The sequence below is a fragment of the Ruegeria meonggei genome (assembly GCF_042768335.1).
GTDB lineage: Bacteria > Pseudomonadota > Alphaproteobacteria > Rhodobacterales > Rhodobacteraceae > Ruegeria > Ruegeria meonggei.
On sequence record NZ_JAXHBT010000001.1, the window covers coordinates 2,571,273 to 2,588,353 of the forward strand.

Consider the following 17,081-nt stretch of genomic DNA (forward strand, 5'->3'; position numbering starts at 1 on the left):
GACCGGAACGTGACTTGGAATCGCGGGCCAGACCGCGCATTTATAGGGGATGAAGCATTATGTCTCCTCTGTCTTAGTCGCCCTGACCGCCAGCCTGCCGCTGGCCGCCCCTGCCTCTGCGCAAGGCGTGGACGGGGTGGTTCAGTTGGATATCCTTGACGGCGGCCGGACGGCCAATGGCACGTATTTGGGCGCACTACGCCTGACCCTGAAAGACGGCTGGAAGACCTATTGGCGCGCACCCGGCGATGCGGGTATACCGCCGCAGTTCGACTGGAAGGGCTCGGACAATGTGGGTGACGTCGCGATCACTTGGCCTGCGCCGAGTGTTTTTGTACAAGACGGCCTGCAATCCATCGGCTACACGGATCAACTGGTTCTGCCGGTGGAAATCACGCCCCGCAACCCGGCCAAGCCGGTGCGGTTACGCGGCGATATGGATCTGGGGGTCTGCAAGGATGTCTGCATTCCGGAACGGTTGAAATTTGACCACACGCTGGACGCCGAGGCCGGACGCAACCCGGCCATTGCTGCCGCCCTGGCGCAGCGGCCTTTTTCTGCGAAAGAGGCCCGCGTCAGTGCTGCCAGTTGCCATCTGACCCCGACCTCGGACGGAATGCAGATCGAAGCCCGCGTGACCATGCCCTCGGCCGGAGGGAATGAAATTGCGATCATCGAACCGGGCAATCCGGCGCTGTGGGCCTCGCAGCCCGAAACCCGGCGACAGGGCGGCGCTCTGGTGGCCACTGCCGAGGTGATCAATGCCACAGGCGGCCCCTTTGCGCTGGATCGGTCCGAGATTCGGATCACGGTGTTGGGTGCCAATCACGCAGTGGATATCCGAGGGTGCAGCGCTGGCTGACCCGATGGCACAAACCCCGAAAATCGGCGCTTTGGCCGTTGTCCTCCATGAGGATCGTGTGCTGCTGGTTCAGCGCAGCAAGCAACCCGATGCCGGGCTGTGGGGGTTTCCCGGCGGGCATTTGGAATGGGGCGAAACCGTTCTGCAGGCCGCCCAGAGAGAGCTGTGGGAAGAAACCTCGATCCTGGCCGAGCCACAGGTTTATCTGGACAATCTCGACCTGCTGCGGCGTGACGATCAGGGCATTGTGCTGTCGCATTACCTGTTAGTGGGCGTTGCGTGTCAGTACCGATCAGGTGAGCCGCTAGCCGGGGACGATGCGCTGGATGCCCGCTGGTTTCCGATCAAGCAGATACGCCAGGGTGAGTTGGACATGAGCGACCGGGTTGTCGATCTTTTGGAAACAGCCTTGCGCCGCGGTTAAGCCGCGCGACCCCTGAGGCGCGCGTACAGCAGGCTGGACACCGTGATGCTAAGCACAAGGATCAGCGCAGCGCCTGCAATGAATGCCCCAAGGCCCATTTGCAGCGCCGACAAGCCTTCTTCGCCGGCGTACAGACCCGACAGCAAACCCAGCGGCGCGCCCGATATCACCGGCCACACCATTGTCAGGCCGAACCAGAGTGCCATCGCCAGAACGGTTGCCATCAACGCACCTTGCACCACCCGATCCGGGGCACGCAGCGCCCGGCGCATCGCGGTCATGGGGCGGGCCAGATCGTTCAGTATCGCCAGTAGCGCAGGCACCAGCAACAACACCAGCAGCATCCCGAACCCAAGCCCATAAACCAGTGTGATCACTGTGGGTTTCAGAAACTGTGCCTGTTGCGAGCCCTCATACAGCAGCGGGGTCAGCCCCAGAACCGTTGTCAGAGTTGTCAGCATCACAGGGCGCAACCGGTCTGCGGTGCCCTCGACAATTGACGGGACCAGACCGCGCTCTTGTTGGTAAGCATCAATCGTGGTCACCAGCACAATCGAATCGTTGATGATGATCCCTGTCATCCCCAGCAGACCCACCACGGTAAACATGCTGAGCGGCACGCCCCAGATATAGTGACCCCAGATCGCGCCGACCAACCCAAACGGAATGATCGCCATCACCACCAGAGGTCGCGACCAGCTGGCGAAGACCCAGGCCAGAACCAGATAGATTCCGGTCAGACAGAGGATCAGACCAGTTCGGGCCTCGTGCAGAAACTCGTTCTCCTGCTCGCTCAGGCCGGACATCCGCCATTCAACCTGTCGCTCGGCGGCTATGTTGGGCAGGATCTCTTCGCTCAGTGCACGATCGATTTCCGTGGCACGGACAGGGTCATCCTCAGAGATGTCACCATTTACCGATATCACCCGCAATCCGTTTTCGCGCTGGACGGTCGAAAAACCGGACTTACGTTCGACCGAGACGATATCGGCCAGCGGCACGTAAACGCCATCAGGGGAGCGCATCAGGGTGCGCTCCAGGAAATCAGCCGTCAACTCACCCTCGGGCAGTTCTACACGTATTTCGGCGCTACGGGGGCCATCAGGGAAAGTCGCAGCCTCGATCCCGTTCAATCTGTCGCGCAACACGCGGCCCAGTGTTTCGATTCGGAACCCCAGCGCCTGACCTCGAGCCGTCAGATCCAGTATGTATTCTTCCTTGTCATAGGCCAGACTGTCCTCCATCGCCGAGACTTCAGGGTACTTCGAAAGTTCGGCCTGCAAATCCTCGGACGCAGATTTGAGCGTGTTCACATCCGCGCCATAGAACTCCACATCAATCGCATCACCGCCGGGGCCTGACCGCCAGCCCCTAAAGCTGACCAGCTCGACCTTGGGAAGGCGCGGGACAAATTCCTGCAACTCACCAACAAATTCAAAGCTGGAATAGGGGCGCAGATCGGCGTCGATCAACTCGATCGAGATTCCACCAAGCAGGTCCGCATCCTTGCCGTCCGCCGCAGCCAGACCAAAGCCTGCACTGCCACCAATTTCAGCCACCACGTATTCAATGGGATTGCGACCGTGGCGCTCTTCGTAGATTTGGCCCAGTTCCTCTGTCGCGCGCTGTAACTCGTGCATCATGGCAAGTGTTTCGGTGCGTGTGGCACCTTCGACCATGATAAAATTACCCGTGACCGATCCGCGTTCAGGCGCGTTGAAGAACCGCCAGTTCACATCGCCTTTGATGAAAAGCGCGATCTGGCTGGCGAGGATCACAACCATTGCGGCCACAACCACATATCGGGCCCAGATTACCCAGGAGATTAGCGGCCGGAACAGGTGGTCCCGCACCCTACGAAAACCGCGATTCACCACGCGGTTGGGCATGTCGTACCAATGCTCTTTGGCTGAATGCGCGATGGCATGGCCCATGTGATTGGGCAGAATCAGAAAACATTCGATCAATGAGGCGATCAACACTGCAATCACTGTAAAGGGGATATCGCGGATCAATTCCCCGAACCGGCCACCAATGGCGGTCAGGCCGAAAAATGCGATCACGGTGGTCAGGGTGGCGGCAAAAACCGGCATCGCCATGCGGCGCGCGGCGCGCTCGGCAGCCACCACCGGGGCCTCACCCAGTCGCCTTGCGCGGAAATCGGCATGCTCACCCACCACGATGGCATCGTCCACGACGATGCCCAGAGTGATGATCAGCCCGAACAGCGACACCATATTGATCGACAGCCCGCCGATGTACATGAAGGCAATCGCCGCCGACATCGCCACCGGGATACCGGCGGCGACCCAAAAAGCGATGCGAGCATTTAAGAACAGAAAGAGCAGGCAAACCACAAGGCCCAGCCCCACAAGCCCATTGTCCACCAGAATGTCCAATCGGTCAGTAATTGCTTGCGCACGGGTGCGGATCAGTTCAACCGTCACGCCTTCGGGCAGGCTGGCCTGCATCTCAGTGACAACATCCTCAACAGTGCGCTGAATTTCGATTGCGTCGCCAAGGTTCGAGCGGTCAACTCGGATCGACATGGCCGGGTTTTCACCAACGAAATAGCTGCGGTTGCGGTCCGCTCCTTCAACCCGGATCCGTGCCACATCGCCAACTAAAAGCTTGGAACCATCGGCAAAGTTGCGTAGCGCGATGCCTTCAATCTGTTCCGGAGAGCGCTTTTCCGTACCGGTGCGAATTCGCGCATTGGCCCCGGTCACGTCACCCGCCGGGTTCGCGGTCACCTCGGCGGCGACGGCCTGGGCAATCTCGGACAAGGTGATATCATTGGCGATCAGCTGCGCGGTGGGCACCTCGACTACTACGCGCGGTGCAGCGAGACCCCGGATGGTCGTGCGGGTCACGCCAGCCGCAAACAGACGGTTGATTAGCTCATCAGTGAATTTGGCCAACTGGTCAGGCGCTACTGGGCCGGTGACCACTACATCCGTGACTCGATCCCTCCAAGCTCTGCGTTGGATCGTCGGCGTCTCTGAATCGTCAGGCAAACTGTCCACACCATCAATCGCTGTCCTGACTTCTTCAACTGCTCGGGACATGTCCCAGTTCGGCTCAAATTCCAGACTTATCCGCGCCGAGCCCTCTCTCGATGTTGTATAAGTGTATGCAACACCCTCGACCGCCAACAAAGACGGCTCAAGCAACTGAACGATACCTTTGTCAACATCCTCAGGACCAGCGCTGTCCCACTCGACGTTAACAGTAACCTCTTCAAGGATCACGTCCGGGAAAAATTGGGCCCGCATGTTCGGAATGGCCGCAGCACCCAGAACCAGCATCACCAACAACAACAGATTGGCGACCGTCCGGTGCCGGGTGAAATAACTGAGAATCCCACCCGCCGCGCCGGGGATATCGCGCATCATGGCGCCTAACCCCCTGCCCGGTTTTCAATACTGCGGACCAGCGATGCAGGCACCTTGGCTTCGCTCAATTGACCCAGAGCCCGGGCTTTGGCGTCTTCGGTCATCCGCGCACTGGCCTCAACTTGGGCGACCAGTTGGGCGCGCTGCTCATCCGACAGCTCGACCATGTTCGCCTCGGCCCCGGCGTTGGCCTCGGTACGGATGGGGCGCACACGGACGCCAGCCCCCAGCAGCGGCGTGCGGCCGATCACAACCTCACGCCCGGCCAATCCCGCACCGCGCAACAGAACCTCGTCATCCTGACGGCGGATCAGTTGCACAGGCAGCGCCTCAAGCCGGTCGTCCATGCCCAGAACCAGCACATTGCCAACGGCATCCAGAGCGGATGACGGCAGTCGCACCACATTGTCCAGCGCCTGTTCCTGCACCGACACAGTGACAAAATCGCCGGGTTTGAACCCGGGCGCGTCGTTAAGCCGGGCATAGATCAGGCGCCCCGTCTGTCCCTCACCCGCCGAGCCACTGTCGCGGCTAATACGGCCAGACGCCGACAGGTCAGTGCCCGTCACCTCAAGAGAGACCGTCACCGATGCGTTGATCAGATCGCCTTCGTCATCCAACAGGCGCACGTATTGCGCCGTGGATACACGAAACGCCACCTCCAGCGCGTTGGGGTCGACAAGTTCAGCCAGTTTTTCATTGGCCGAAACCAAACGCCCTTCGACCAGCGTTACATCCGTCAAAGTTCCATCAAAACGGGCGCGAACCGTCATATCATCCAAATCACGCTCGGCGGCCTCAAGAGCGATACGGGTGCGGGCCAATAAAGTCGTCGCCTGATCAACCCGCGACTCGGCCTGTGCCAGTGCAATGCGGCGGGCCAGAACCGATTGCTGTGCCGCGGCTTCAGCCAGCTCGGCCTCTTCTACCGAGGCTGCGGCCCCGACCCCGCGTGTTTGCAAATCTTTCTGACGTTGCAACGCCCGACCCCGCAATTCCGCTTGCGCCTCGGCCGAGTTCAGCTCGTCTTGCGCCAACAACAAAGACCGCTCGGCGTCGCGTTCCTCGAACTGTGCGTCCAGCAAGTCGGATTTGGCGCGATCCAGCGCGGATTGCGCATCTGCCGGATCAAGCTCGACCAGAATTTCGTCTGCGGTGACCGAGCCGCCATCCTCGAAATCTTCCGCCAGCGCCACCACACGGCCGCCCAGCGCGGCGCGCAGTTCCAGCCTACGGCGACTTTGAACCTCGCCAAACGCTTCCAGATAGGGCGTGATTGATTCCAGCTCTGCGGTCCGAACGCTGACGGCGAATACTCGTTCGCGCGCCTCTGGCTGGGCTTTATCACGGGTCAGCACATCCTGAACCGCGCTGGCAATCATCTGAAAGGCAACAAACAGCAAAGCCAGCGTCAGGGACGCCAGAAAAACACCGACAAGGCTTTGCCGTAAAAATCGCATTATCACTCACCCGGGTTGCGTCAGGCTGCCAAGTTGAAATGTAGCCGCGCGGAAAAATATGCCAAGCCACAAAGCGGTTATGACCTGTTGAACGTATGAACAGTCTACTTCCGTCGCAGATGTTCGTCCAATCTGGGCATTATTTCCACGAAATTGCAGGGACGGTGTCGGTAATCGAACTGTTTTTCCAAAATCCCGTCCCAGGCGTCTTTGCAGGCACCCGGGCTGCCGGGCAGTGCAAACAGATACGTTCCCCCAGCCACACCACCTGTTGCGCGGGACTGCACAGCCGAGGTGCCGATCTTTTCCATCGACAGGAAGGTGAAAACGGTGCCGAACGCCTCAATCTCTTTTTCATAGACGTCCCGATGCGCCTCGACGGTCACATCGCGGCCGGTCAGGCCGGTGCCACCGGTTGAGATCACGACATCAATTGCCGGGTCCGCAATCCATAGGCGCAATTGGGCTGCGATATCCGTCCGCTCATCCGGGATAATCTGGCGATCTGACACCAAATGGCCCGCGCGTTCGATCCGATCGACCAATGTCTGCCCCGAGCGGTCATCGTCCAGCGAACGCGTGTCCGAGACGGTCAGAACGGCGATCCGGACGGGAATGAACTCTTTGTTTTCGTCAATGCGCGACATGTGGCCTCAGGCCCTTTCCATGATGGCAAGCCGGATGGCAAGGGCAGCAAATATCCCCCCGGTCACCCAACCCATAATATGTGAGGCACGCGGGTTCTGGATCAGAGCCCGGCCTGCGCCACCAGCAAACACCCCAACCAGCCCGTTCACCACAAACCCGCCCAGCGCGATGATTATGCCGAAGGTCAGGAATTGCAGCAGAATCGATCCGGTATCCGGGTTCACAAACTGCGGAATGAAGGCCAGCACAAACAGAATGACCTTGGGATTGGTCAGGTTCACCACCAGCCCGTCACGAAAAGCAAATCGCGTGGGTTTGACTGGTGCTTCGTCGGACATCGCGCCATTCCGGATTGCGCCCCATGCGAGATACAGCAGATAGGCCACTCCCATCCAGCGGATGACGTCAAACAGCCACGGCAGGCTGGACACAGCCGCACCAAGGCCCAGACCGGCTACTGAGACATGTATCAGCGATCCTGTGGACACACCGGCGCTGGCGGCCAGCGCAGGTTGCGCTCCGGACCGCAGGCCCTGACCGAAACAGAACAACATATCCGCACCGGGTGTAAAAATCAGGGCAAGAGCCGCTGGAATGAAGGCCAGCAGCGTGACCGTTTCGATCATACACTCACCTCGAACCAGTTTACCTTGGGCCCCAGATTGGCGACTTGTGCGCGTCCGATGGTGCCTCGATAGCCCCAGCTATCATGGATATGGCCGCAAAAGACGTGTTGTGGCTGCAACCTTTCAACCGCGTCGCGCACCGCGACGGACCCGACCGCATCGCCCAGTGAGGTGACATCGCCATGCCCTTTGGGCGGAGAATGCGTGATCAGGATATCAACCGCATCACAACGCTCCAGCAATTCGGCGGCCTCGGCCTCGGACAGGTCGCAAGACCAGTCACCGAACGGCGTATTGGGCACGCCATAGCCCAGCCCGAACAGGCGCAGCCCGTCCAGGGTCATGCCCGCACCGTGCAGAACATGGACCCCTTCGGGCGCGGCGTCGGTCAGTTCCCCGGCACTTTCGGCGTTTCCGGGTACCAACACCAAAGGCGCGGTGACGCTTGACAGCATCTCCATCGCGTCATCCAGCCCTTGCCGCATGTTGCAGTAATCGCCAGCCCCGATGACCAGATCTGCCTCGGCACTGGCGGCAACTATTTCGGCCGCGCGGTTGCGCGCCATATGCAAGTCCGAGAAGGCCAGAATGCGCATCATTGCCCCCCCAGCCGGGCCTTGAGGTCCAGCAAATCCGCCCAGGCCTGCCGCTTCATCTGCGGTTGGCGCAGCAGGTAGGCGGGGTGGAACATCGGGATCACCGGCAGTTCCAGTGCCTGATCCCACTGCCCGCGCAGCCGGGTAATGCCGCGTTTGCCCAGCACTGCCTGACAGCTGATATTGCCCATGACGACCAGTACCTCGGGCTTGGCCAGCGCCACATGCCGTTCTAGAAACGGTTTCATCATCCCGATCTCTTCAGGTTTGGGGTCACGGTTCTGCGGTGGCCGCCAGGGCAGAACATTAGTGATATAAACGGAATCAGAGCGGCTGAGGTCAATCGCGGCCAGCATCCTATCCAGCAATTGCCCGGCGCGCCCGACAAAGGGCTTGCCTTCGCGGTCTTCCTCGCGGCCCGGAGCCTCGCCGATGATCATCACCCGCGCACCTGGGGTGCCGTCGGAAAAGACCAGTTGCCGCGCGCCGCGCTTCAGTTCGCAATGGTTGAACCCGTCCATCGCCGCGCGCAGCTGATCCAGCGACCCGGCAGCCAGAGCCGCCGATTTCGCCACCGTAACCGGGTCGACTTTTGCGGGCTTAGCAGGGGCCACCTGCGCAGCAGAGGGTTTTTTGGCCTTGGGCGTGGTATCCGGTAGCGCATAGCGATCCACCGGCACATCACCGATCGCTTCTGTTGCGCCAAGTTCAATCTGCCAGTCCAGCAGGGCCCGCGCGGTATGATAGTCCAAAGCCGATTCCATAACCCACAATCTAACCAGCTTTTGATCGAGGGAAAGCGAATAGGCCTTGATCGGGCGGTCCGCCGCACCGACCATGGGTCCGTTCATGATGATGTTATTGCGATTCCTTTTGATTGGCGTGTTGTTGACTACGGTCGGCAGCCCTGCATTTGCACAGCTTTTCGACCGCAACAGCCAGTGCCGCGGCGGGCAGTTTCAATGTGGCAGCCGCTGCTGTTCGGCCGGTCAGAGATGCAGCTTTGACGGCTATTGCATCCTCGCGGGCGGCACCTATTGCGGCGGTGGCCGGTCCTGTGGTGCGTTTGAGCGCTGCGTGGCAGGCGGTACGCGCTGCGCGCCTGCGGGGGCCAACAAATGCAATTCGCGCCTCGATTGTTCTGGCAACACGTTCTGCAATGCGCGCGGTGAATGCGAGAGGATCAGGCCTGAATTTGACCCAAACACCGCCATCCAGGGCCTGCCCACCTTATGCGACGACGGCCAGTCCTGCGCATCCGGATCGTCCTGTTTGCCGGGCGGCGGATGCTCGCGCCCCGGCTGGTTCATGTGCGAGGAAACCGACTCGCAATGCCGTCCCGGGTTCAAGTGTTCCGAACATCAGGGCTGTGTTCCGATCAAGGCCATCGATTGCGGCTATGGCAAATGGTGCAAACCCGGTGAACAATGCCTGCCCGACGGTGGATGCGAGAAACTGTCCGAAGGCTCTGATCCTTAGGTTGCCTTGGCGCACCGGGCTTCTTATAAGCAGGCCGATTGTCAGACAGGAGCCCGCCCCATGCGTTTCGCCCATCGTCACCTTCTTGGCATTGAGCATCTGTCGCAATCCGATATCACCGGCATCCTTGATCTGGCTGAGAAATATGTCGACCTGAACCGGCAGTCCGCCAAACATTCGGACGTGCTGTCGGGGCTGACCCAGATCAACATGTTCTTTGAAAACTCGACCCGCACGCAGGCCAGCTTTGAGATCGCTGGCAAGCGTCTGGGCGCGGATGTGATGAATATGGCGATGCAGGCGAGCTCGATCAAAAAAGGCGAGACGCTGATCGACACAGCGATGACCCTTAACGCGATGCACCCCGATCTGCTGGTGGTGCGGCACCCGCATTCCGGCGCTGTGGATCTGCTGGCGCAAAAGGTCAATTGTGCGGTTTTGAACGCCGGCGACGGGCGACATGAACACCCGACACAGGCCCTGCTGGACGCGCTGACAATTCGCCGCGCCAAGGGACGTCTGCACCGGCTCAACATCGCCATTTGCGGCGATGTCGCCCATTCCCGCGTAGCGCGGTCGAACCTGATCCTGTTGGGCAAAATGGAAAACCGCATCCGCCTGATCGGTCCACCAACACTAGTCCCCAGCCAGTTTGCCGATTTTGGTGTCGAGATTTATGACGATATAAACGAAGGCCTGAAGGACGTCGATGTCGTGATGATGCTGCGTCTTCAGAAAGAGCGGATGGATGGAGGTTTTATCCCTTCGGAACGCGAGTATTACCACCGCTACGGACTGGACGCCGCCAAGCTGGCGCTGGCCAAGCCCGATGCCATCGTGATGCATCCCGGCCCGATGAACCGCGGGGTCGAGATTGACGGCACCCTGGCCGATGACATCAACCGCTCTGTCATCCAGGAGCAGGTTGAGATGGGCGTCGCCGTCCGCATGGCCGCGATGGAGCTGCTGGCCCGCAATCAGCGAGACGCCGCATGAGCAACCTGACAGTCGCCCCTCATGAACGCGGCGTGCTGCGCCTGTTTTCGCTGGACATGCGCACCGAAGAAGCGAAGTTCCTGCGCGAACCCGGTGCTGCGGATCAGATTTTGGGCGTCAGCGGGCTGGACCCGGCGCAGATCGACGTTTTCCCGGTGTCGGACCTCGAAGATCTGGGGCTTTTTGGCTATCTGAACGATGGGTGCGGCGTCTCTGCGGATCAGCTGAACCGCACTATGCTTGAGGCCATCGAAGGCTGGGTCATGGTCCTGCGCAGCGCCGCCTTTGACGGGCAGGGCGCGGATCTGAAGCCGGACCCCCGCGTGCACCTGGTCGGTCTTTACACCGAAGAGACCACCAACTGGACCGGCGGCAAGATCGAAACCGAAAGCGCCAAGCCGTTTTCTGCCCCGCAGACCCTGCTCGAAGATCCCAAACCGCGCCGCATCGGCTCGGCCGTTCTGGCGCTTGTGATCCTGCTTGTTGTCGGAGGGGTCCTATGGCTGATCCTGTGACCTTCACCCCCGACAGGGGCGCCTATCTGCGCACCAATGCGTGGCTGGCCGCTGTGGCCATGGCCGGTGCGATGGTTGTGCTGTGGCTGGTCGGCAACCCTTATGTCTGGACCGGCGCCCCAGCAGGTCTGGCAGCTGTCGGGCTACGCGCCTGGTATCTGGCCTCGGAAGATCTGGCCGCCACATGGGAATTGTCCGATCAGGCCCTGATCGGCCCTGGCCCGCGCAACGTGGCGCTGGCCCAGATCGCGACGGTCAATATCATGGGCAGCTTTGTCCAGATCGTCACCAAGGGCGGCGACAAGCATCTGATCAAATACCAGGCGGATCCGGCCGCCACCAAAGCCGCGATTGAAAGGGCCATGGCATGAGCAACCTGATCTTCACCAACGCCCACCTGATTGACCCTGAGACCGGCACCGACAGCATTGGCTGGCTGCAAGTATCCAATGGCCGGATCGCGGCGCGCGGTGACGGCGACGCTCGGGCACAGGGTGCAACGATCATCGACTGCGGCGGAAAATACCTGGCCCCCGGGATCGTCGATATCGGCGTCAAAGTGTGCGAGCCGGGCGAGCGACATAAGGAAAGCTACAAGTCCGCAGGTCTTGCAGCCGCTGCGGGTGGAGTCACCACCATCGTCACACGACCCGATACCAGCCCGGCCACAGACACGCCCGAAAGCCTGGAATTTGTCACCCGCCGCGCGCAGGCAGATGCGCCGGTGAATGTGGTGCCGATGGCCGCCCTGACCAAGGGCCGCGAGGGTCGTGAGATGACGGAAATCGGCTTTCTGCAAGACGCCGGAGCGGTCGCGTTTACAGATTGCGACCACGTCATTGACAACACCAAGGTGTTTTCCCGCGCGCTGACCTATGCGCGCTCTTGTGGTGCTCTGGTGATCGCGCACCCGCAGGACCCCGGCCTTAGCGGCGGTGCGGCAGCGACCAGCGGCAAGTTCGCCGCGCTGCGCGGGTTGCCCGCCGTCTCACCCATGGCGGAACGGATGGGGCTGGACCGCGACATCGCCCTGCTGGAGATGACCGGTGCTGCCTATCACGCCGATCAGGTCACCACCGCCCGCGCCTTGCCCGCGCTGGAACGAGCAAAGGCCAATGGCCTGGACATCACCGCCGGGACCTCGATCCACCATCTGACGCTGAACGAGCTGGACGTGGCCGACTATCGCACCTTCTTCAAGGTCAAGCCGCCGCTGCGGTCCGAGGATGACCGTCAGGCCGTGATCGAGGCGGTACGGACCGGCCTGATCGACACGATCAGCTCGATGCACACGCCGCAGGATGAAGAAAGCAAACGTCTGCCGTTCGAAGAGGCGGCCTCGGGCGCTGTCGCGCTTGAGACGTTGCTGCCAGCAGCGCTGCGCCTGTATCACGCCGGCCAGTTGGACCTGCCCACCCTGTTCCGCGCCATGGCGTTGAATCCGGCAAAACGGCTGGGTCTGGACAGTGGTCGTCTGTCTGTTGGCGCACCGGCTGATCTGGTATTGTTCGACCCGAATGTGCCCTTTGTGCTTGACCGGTTTTCACTAAAATCGAAATCGCAGAACACACCGTTTGACGGGCAGCGGATGCAAGGTAAGGTCACCGCAACCTACGTGGCTGGACAAGAAGTATACCGGAGACCCTGATGCCGCCCTTTGACAGTTCCATGACCCAGCTGATCCTCTGGGCCGCGATTGGGTATCTGATGGGGTCCATCCCCTTTGGCATGATCATTGCCAAGGTGATGGGGCTGGGCAATCTGCGCCAGATCGGGTCCGGAAACATCGGCGCAACCAACGTTCTGCGCACTGGCAACAAGGCCGCGGCTGCGCTGACCCTTCTGTTCGATGCGGCCAAAGGTGCGGCCGCAGTGCTGCTGGCCCGCGCTATCGCGGGCGAGGATGCCGCTCAGATCGCTGCGCTGGCGGCTTTTCTGGGCCATTGCTTTCCGGTCTGGCTGCGGTTCAAAGGCGGCAAAGGCGTCGCCACCTTTCTGGGCCTGTGGCTGGCGCTGGACTGGCGCGTCGGTGTCGCCTGTTGCCTGACATGGCTGGTTGCAGCGCTGATCTGGCGCATCTCATCGCTGGGCGCGCTGGTTGCCGCCGCGATGTCGACCATCTGGGTAATGGTTTTGACCGACGCGAGAGCCTTTATTCTAGGCGTGGTCCTGACCTTGCTGGTCTATTGGCGTCACCGCGAGAACGTCGCCCGTATTCGCACAGGCACTGAACCCAAAATCGGCAAGTCTTGACCGCATCCGACGCCTTTCTAACCGCCTTCTTCGCGATACCTGCGGGCACGTCAACCGGGCAGAGCAATGGCAAACGATATACGGTCAGTCGCACAGAGCTGGCCGGGGGGAAATCCCTCAAACTGGTCGCCGATGAACTAGGCGGTGGCGATTACATCAGCCTGAACCTTTACCTGACCCGCAACAATGGCGCCCTCCTGCGCCCCTGCGAGATGTCGGTGCAAAAGGTCACCGATTTCGTAGTCGGGTGGCGCAGTGATCCGTGAAGGCTGCTCTGCATTTTTGAACATCAACCCTTTATCTGCGCACACTCACAATTGATTGTTTTGAACGTGAAGACGCCACTGCCCACCTCGGTTGCGTGGCGGCCAATTGACGGTCGCTCAACTCAAAATCCCCGGGGTTGCCTTGGTGCAATTATAGCATCGCTCGGCCGCCCGTTTCACAAAAGGTGAACAACATGAACAAGTTCAAATCTCTCATTGGCGGCGTCGCGCTGTCCGTTGCAATCGCAAGCTCGGCCCTGGCTGCAGGCGTTGAACTGAACGCAAGCTCGACCGGTTTGGCCATGCAGGGTTACGACCCGGTTGCCTACTTTACCGAAGGTGAACCGACCAAAGGTGATTACCGCATCACCACATTGCACGACGATGCAATGTACCGTTTTTCCAATGAAGAAAACAAAGCCGCGTTTGAAGCCAACCCCGAAGCATACCTGCCTGCATATGGCGGCTACTGCGCATTCGGCGCCGCGATGGGCTTCAAATTTGACGGTGACCCGACATATTGGAAGATCGTTGACAACAAGCTGTACCTGAACCTGTCGCAGGACATCCAGGAACGCTGGGAAGGCGATATCCCAGGCTTTATCGAACAGGCCAGCACCAACTGGGAAACCATTGCTGAAAAGACCCCGGCAGAGCTGCAAGCGCAATAAATCGCCTACAGAAATTCTTGGATCGGCGGCAGAGGACTCTGCCGCCGATTGTCGTTTGAAACGACCCATTTGCAAACCTACATCTTTAGCAAGACACGTGTCCGCAGATAAGCGGAGCGTTTTTCCGGGTCGGAATGTGCCGTTGCGCTGTGATCCGGTCATCCGACCGGGCCGTAGTAATCAGTACAGATGAACGGGCAGCGGGTGTTTGCCGCGCCCAATTTCAGACGAAAGGATAATATTATGACAGGTAAAATTGTTCTCGCCTCTGTTATCGCGACCTTTGCTGCGGGTTCGGCAATGGCGCAATCATCCGGCAACTGGACCGGGTTTTACGGCGGCCTGCAATTTGGCTACGCCAATATCGACACCAATATCTCAGGTGTAAATGGTGATGGCGCAATCGGAGGTATCATTCTGGGGTACGACTATGACCTTGGTGACTGGGTCGTGGGGGCCGGTTTTGACTATGACTGGACCGGAATTGAGCTGACCCCCGGCGTCGAAGTTGAGGACGTTTGGCGCATCAAGGCGCGCGCCGGATACAAGGTGACATCCCAAGGGCTGCTCTATGGTATCGGCGGGTTTGCTGAGGCCGGAACCGACAATCTGGGCAGCGACGATGGCTGGTTCATCGGGGCGGGCTATGAACAGATCGTGGCCCCGAATATTAGCGTCGGTGGTGAAATTCTGTACCACGAGTTCAACGATTTCGACTCTACCGGGATCGACGTGGATGCAACAACTGTTCAGCTGCGGGCGGCTTACCGTTTCTGAGGCTAGAATCCACGCAAAACGGGCCCGGCGCGCAAGCACCGGGTTTACCTGTTTTACAGCTCCAGAATTGTGCTGCCCGTGGTCTTCCGCGCCTCAAGCGCGCGATGGGCGTCCGCCACCTGATCCAACGGAAAACGCTGATCAATGTGAATCTTGACCTCGCCGCCTTCGACCTTGCCAAACAGACGCCGCGCCATGGCCTGACACACTGTGTGATCGGCAATATGCGTGAACAGGGTCGGACGGGTGATCTTGAGCGACCCTTTCTTGGCCAGAATACCAATATCAATCAGTGGCACCGATCCCGACGCATTGCCAAACGAGATCATCATCCCCAAGGGCTTCAGGCTATCCAGCGACCCTTCGAACGTATCCGCCCCGATCGAGTCCATCACCACGTCCACGCCCTCGCCCTTGGTGATCTCGGCCACGCGTTGGGCAAAGTTCTCGGTCTGGTAATTGATACAATGGGCGGCTCCGTTGAACTGGGCCAGGCTGCATTTTTCATCCGTCCCCGCAGTGCCGATCAGTTTGATCCCTTCGGATTTGGCCCACTGACAGGCGATCAGCCCGACACCCCCGGCAGCAGCATGAAACAGCACAGTGTCTCCTCGTTTCAATGGCGTCGTGCGATTGAACAGGTATTCAACCGTCAGCCCCTTGAGCATCATCGCTGCCGCCGCGTCAAAGGATATGCTGTCGGGCAGCGGGCAGACCTGTGCCGCAGGCATCAAACGAGCTTCGCAATACGCTCCGGCGGGCGCTGCGGCATATGCCGCGCGCTGGCCTGGTTCCAGATGGGTCACACCCTCGCCAACGGCCTCAATCACGCCAGCAGCTTCCATCCCCAGCGCGTGCGGCATCTCCATCGGGTACAGGCCTGCGCGCTGATAAACATCAATGAAATTCAGCCCACAGGCCTGATGGCGAATGCGAACCTGTCCGGGGCCCGGATCGCCAATGGCGCGGTCTTCAATCCTCAGAACTTCGGGGCCGCCGTGTTCGTGAATAACGACGGTACGTGCCGTTTGCTGCATGCTCACCTCCTGTAACCTTCCGCCAAGCTATCACGCCTGAGATTCAGGGCAATCGACACGATTTCGAGTGGTGCAACCAAAACACGAAAAATGTGGTATACTAAGGGTTCAGACGTTGCCGGCTGGTCCGGCCAAGGGCAACCGATGCCGGATTTACCCCGCTGCGCTGATACGCAAAGGGAGGGGATGAAGATGGCCAAGACAATTGGAAATCCGATCAGTTGGGCCGCCCAGAATATCGGCGCGACCAGTGATCATATTGCAGAAAGCGTCACCCGTATCGGTAGCGCAGATACCCGGCACTTGCCGGTGGTACAGACTTTAACCCTGAGTGATCTGCGGTTCTGTTTGCGAGCAGGATATCAGGATTTTCTGGAAACGCGGGCGGATGCGATCTTTGTGGTGCTGATTTACCCCATCGCCGGGCTGCTGATGTTCGGGTTCGGGCTGAACCGCAATTTGGTGCCGCTGTTGGCACCATTGATTGCCGGGTTCGCCCTGATCGGGCCGGTTGCCGCGGTGGGCTTGTATGAAATCAGCCGCAAGCGCGAACAGGGGGGCGAAGTTCACTGGTTGGATGCATTGGGTGTGTTCCGATCACCTTCTTTTGGAGCCATCCTTGCGCTGGGGTTTTATCTGGTGATGCTGCTGCTGATCTGGCTGATGATCGCGCAGAGCATTTATGTCCACACACTGGGACCTGATCTACCGGCCTCTTTGGGTGCTTTTGTGACGCAGGTGTTTACCACGAGCGCTGGCTGGACGATGATCGTGGCCGGTAACGCGGTGGGCTTCCTGTTTGCACTTGTCGCTTTGGCAATCAGCGTCGTCAGCTTTCCTCTGCTGCTGGATCGCAAGGTCGGGCTGCCTGTGGCGGTTGTCACCTCGGTTCGGGTGTTGCGACACAATCCGGGTGTCATCCTGGCATGGGGCTTTATCGTGGCAGCGCTGCTGGTAGTCGGAGCGATTCCGATGTTGCTGGGTCTGATCGTTGTGATGCCGGTCTTGGGCCACGCGACCTGGCATCTGTATCGCCGCGCCGTGGTCTGACGGGCCTGCGCGGGGCGGACCCCGCG

Annotated in this window: 19 protein-coding genes; 12 read left to right on the forward strand and 7 right to left on the reverse strand. The window is 60.0% G+C overall.

Annotation, left to right across the window (positions count from 1 at the left end; all coding sequences use genetic code 11):
* Positions 1-49 precede the first annotated feature (49 nt).
* A complete protein-coding gene (locus tag SJY13_RS12665; RefSeq protein WP_377191316.1) occupies positions 50-862 on the forward strand; it encodes a protein-disulfide reductase DsbD domain-containing protein in 813 nt (270 codons plus the stop codon).
* Between the two features lie 4 nt (positions 863-866).
* Complete coding sequence (locus tag SJY13_RS12670; RefSeq protein WP_085822969.1) at positions 867-1,286, forward strand: NUDIX hydrolase; 420 nt, start codon at positions 867-869, stop codon at positions 1,284-1,286.
* Here SJY13_RS12670 and SJY13_RS12675 read toward each other — a convergent pair.
* From SJY13_RS12675 to SJY13_RS12700, 6 genes are all read right to left on the reverse strand, one after another.
* Entirely contained in the window at positions 1,283-4,681 is a 3,399-nt protein-coding gene (locus SJY13_RS12675) for an efflux RND transporter permease subunit (protein ID WP_377191317.1), read from the reverse strand. The two genes, SJY13_RS12670 and SJY13_RS12675, sit on opposite strands and share 4 nt — an antisense overlap.
* A gap of 5 nt (positions 4,682-4,686) precedes the next feature.
* Entirely contained in the window at positions 4,687-6,141 is a 1,455-nt protein-coding gene (locus SJY13_RS12680) for an efflux RND transporter periplasmic adaptor subunit (protein WP_377191318.1), read from the reverse strand.
* A 104-nt stretch (positions 6,142-6,245) separates the two neighbouring features.
* Entirely contained in the window at positions 6,246-6,788 is a 543-nt protein-coding gene (gene moaB, locus SJY13_RS12685; RefSeq protein WP_377191319.1) for a molybdenum cofactor biosynthesis protein B, read from the reverse strand.
* 6 nt (positions 6,789-6,794) lie between these two features.
* Positions 6,795-7,415, reverse strand: coding sequence for a LysE family translocator (locus tag SJY13_RS12690; RefSeq protein ID WP_377191320.1), 621 nt, complete (start codon positions 7,413-7,415; stop codon positions 6,795-6,797).
* Positions 7,412-8,011: a metallophosphoesterase family protein gene (locus SJY13_RS12695; protein WP_377191321.1), complete on the reverse strand. Its 600-nt coding sequence runs from the start codon at positions 8,009-8,011 to the stop codon at positions 7,412-7,414. Before SJY13_RS12695 ends, SJY13_RS12690 begins: the two co-directional genes overlap by 4 nt.
* A complete protein-coding gene (locus SJY13_RS12700) occupies positions 8,011-8,775 on the reverse strand; it encodes a uracil-DNA glycosylase (RefSeq protein WP_377193635.1) in 765 nt (254 codons plus the stop codon). The genes SJY13_RS12695 and SJY13_RS12700 overlap by 1 nt, the downstream gene beginning before the upstream one ends.
* An 85-nt stretch (positions 8,776-8,860) precedes the next feature.
* On the opposite strand from SJY13_RS12700, the gene SJY13_RS12705 reads away from it, so the two are divergent.
* The 9 genes from SJY13_RS12705 (at position 8,861) to SJY13_RS12745 (ending at position 14,968) form a co-directional block, all read left to right on the forward strand.
* Positions 8,861-9,490 (forward strand): scavenger receptor class F, member 2, encoded by a 630-nt coding sequence (locus SJY13_RS12705; protein ID WP_377191322.1) that lies wholly within the window; start codon positions 8,861-8,863, stop codon positions 9,488-9,490.
* A gap of 60 nt (positions 9,491-9,550) precedes the next feature.
* Positions 9,551-10,486 carry an aspartate carbamoyltransferase catalytic subunit gene (locus tag SJY13_RS12710; RefSeq protein ID WP_377191323.1) on the forward strand — a complete coding sequence of 312 codons (936 nt, stop codon included), beginning with the start codon at positions 9,551-9,553 and terminating at the stop codon, positions 10,484-10,486.
* On the forward strand, positions 10,483-11,001 hold the full coding sequence (locus SJY13_RS12715; protein WP_377191324.1) for a hypothetical protein: 519 nt from the start codon (positions 10,483-10,485) through the stop codon (positions 10,999-11,001). Before SJY13_RS12710 ends, SJY13_RS12715 begins: the two co-directional genes overlap by 4 nt.
* Entirely contained in the window at positions 10,986-11,372 is a 387-nt protein-coding gene (locus SJY13_RS12720) for a hypothetical protein (protein WP_377191325.1), read from the forward strand. The genes SJY13_RS12715 and SJY13_RS12720 overlap by 16 nt, the downstream gene beginning before the upstream one ends.
* Positions 11,369-12,649: a dihydroorotase gene (gene pyrC / locus SJY13_RS12725; RefSeq protein WP_377191326.1), complete on the forward strand. Its 1,281-nt coding sequence runs from the start codon at positions 11,369-11,371 to the stop codon at positions 12,647-12,649. Before SJY13_RS12720 ends, pyrC begins: the two co-directional genes overlap by 4 nt.
* The gene (plsY, locus tag SJY13_RS12730) at positions 12,649-13,254 is read left to right on the forward strand and encodes a glycerol-3-phosphate 1-O-acyltransferase PlsY (RefSeq protein WP_377191327.1); all 606 of its coding nucleotides are present in this window, start codon (positions 12,649-12,651) and stop codon (positions 13,252-13,254) included. The genes pyrC and plsY overlap by 1 nt, the downstream gene beginning before the upstream one ends.
* A complete protein-coding gene (locus tag SJY13_RS12735) occupies positions 13,251-13,520 on the forward strand; it encodes a hypothetical protein (RefSeq protein WP_377191328.1) in 270 nt (89 codons plus the stop codon). The genes plsY and SJY13_RS12735 overlap by 4 nt, the downstream gene beginning before the upstream one ends.
* A 194-nt stretch (positions 13,521-13,714) precedes the next feature.
* Positions 13,715-14,191, forward strand: a complete 477-nt coding sequence (locus SJY13_RS12740) for a YHS domain-containing (seleno)protein (protein WP_085822980.1) — start codon at positions 13,715-13,717, stop codon at positions 14,189-14,191.
* A gap of 243 nt (positions 14,192-14,434) precedes the next feature.
* Positions 14,435-14,968, forward strand: coding sequence for an outer membrane protein (locus tag SJY13_RS12745; protein WP_377191329.1), 534 nt, complete (start codon positions 14,435-14,437; stop codon positions 14,966-14,968).
* 53 nt (positions 14,969-15,021) lie between these two features.
* Here SJY13_RS12745 and SJY13_RS12750 read toward each other — a convergent pair whose 3' ends face one another.
* Positions 15,022-16,005 (reverse strand): quinone oxidoreductase family protein, encoded by a 984-nt coding sequence (locus tag SJY13_RS12750; protein ID WP_377191330.1) that lies wholly within the window; start codon positions 16,003-16,005, stop codon positions 15,022-15,024.
* Between the two features lie 192 nt (positions 16,006-16,197).
* Between SJY13_RS12750 and SJY13_RS12755 the strand changes: the two genes are divergently transcribed.
* On the forward strand, positions 16,198-17,055 hold the full coding sequence (locus SJY13_RS12755) for a DUF2189 domain-containing protein (protein ID WP_377191331.1): 858 nt from the start codon (positions 16,198-16,200) through the stop codon (positions 17,053-17,055).
* Positions 17,056-17,081 lie beyond the last annotated feature (26 nt).

Excerpts from the sequence above, each read along its gene's own strand:
- SJY13_RS12665 (WP_377191316.1), top strand. The coding sequence starts at position 50 with ATGAAGCATTATGTCTCCTCTGTCTTAGTCGCCCTGACCGCCAGCCTG.
- SJY13_RS12670 (WP_085822969.1), top strand. The coding sequence starts at position 867 with ATGGCACAAACCCCGAAAATCGGCGCTTTGGCCGTTGTCCTCCATGAG.
- SJY13_RS12675 (WP_377191317.1), bottom strand. The coding sequence starts at position 4,681 with ATGATGCGCGATATCCCCGGCGCGGCGGGTGGGATTCTCAGTTATTTC.
- SJY13_RS12680 (WP_377191318.1), bottom strand. The coding sequence starts at position 6,141 with ATGCGATTTTTACGGCAAAGCCTTGTCGGTGTTTTTCTGGCGTCCCTG.
- moaB (WP_377191319.1), bottom strand. The coding sequence starts at position 6,788 with ATGTCGCGCATTGACGAAAACAAAGAGTTCATTCCCGTCCGGATCGCC.
- SJY13_RS12690 (WP_377191320.1), bottom strand. The coding sequence starts at position 7,415 with ATGATCGAAACGGTCACGCTGCTGGCCTTCATTCCAGCGGCTCTTGCC.
- SJY13_RS12695 (WP_377191321.1), bottom strand. The coding sequence starts at position 8,011 with ATGCGCATTCTGGCCTTCTCGGACTTGCATATGGCGCGCAACCGCGCG.
- SJY13_RS12700 (WP_377193635.1), bottom strand. The coding sequence starts at position 8,775 with ATGGAATCGGCTTTGGACTATCATACCGCGCGGGCCCTGCTGGACTGG.
- SJY13_RS12705 (WP_377191322.1), top strand. The coding sequence starts at position 8,861 with ATGATGATGTTATTGCGATTCCTTTTGATTGGCGTGTTGTTGACTACG.
- SJY13_RS12710 (WP_377191323.1), top strand. The coding sequence starts at position 9,551 with ATGCGTTTCGCCCATCGTCACCTTCTTGGCATTGAGCATCTGTCGCAA.
- SJY13_RS12715 (WP_377191324.1), top strand. The coding sequence starts at position 10,483 with ATGAGCAACCTGACAGTCGCCCCTCATGAACGCGGCGTGCTGCGCCTG.
- SJY13_RS12720 (WP_377191325.1), top strand. The coding sequence starts at position 10,986 with ATGGCTGATCCTGTGACCTTCACCCCCGACAGGGGCGCCTATCTGCGC.
- pyrC (WP_377191326.1), top strand. The coding sequence starts at position 11,369 with ATGAGCAACCTGATCTTCACCAACGCCCACCTGATTGACCCTGAGACC.
- plsY (WP_377191327.1), top strand. The coding sequence starts at position 12,649 with ATGCCGCCCTTTGACAGTTCCATGACCCAGCTGATCCTCTGGGCCGCG.
- SJY13_RS12740 (WP_085822980.1), top strand. The coding sequence starts at position 13,715 with ATGAACAAGTTCAAATCTCTCATTGGCGGCGTCGCGCTGTCCGTTGCA.
- SJY13_RS12745 (WP_377191329.1), top strand. The coding sequence starts at position 14,435 with ATGACAGGTAAAATTGTTCTCGCCTCTGTTATCGCGACCTTTGCTGCG.
- SJY13_RS12750 (WP_377191330.1), bottom strand. The coding sequence starts at position 16,005 with ATGCAGCAAACGGCACGTACCGTCGTTATTCACGAACACGGCGGCCCC.
- SJY13_RS12755 (WP_377191331.1), top strand. The coding sequence starts at position 16,198 with ATGGCCAAGACAATTGGAAATCCGATCAGTTGGGCCGCCCAGAATATC.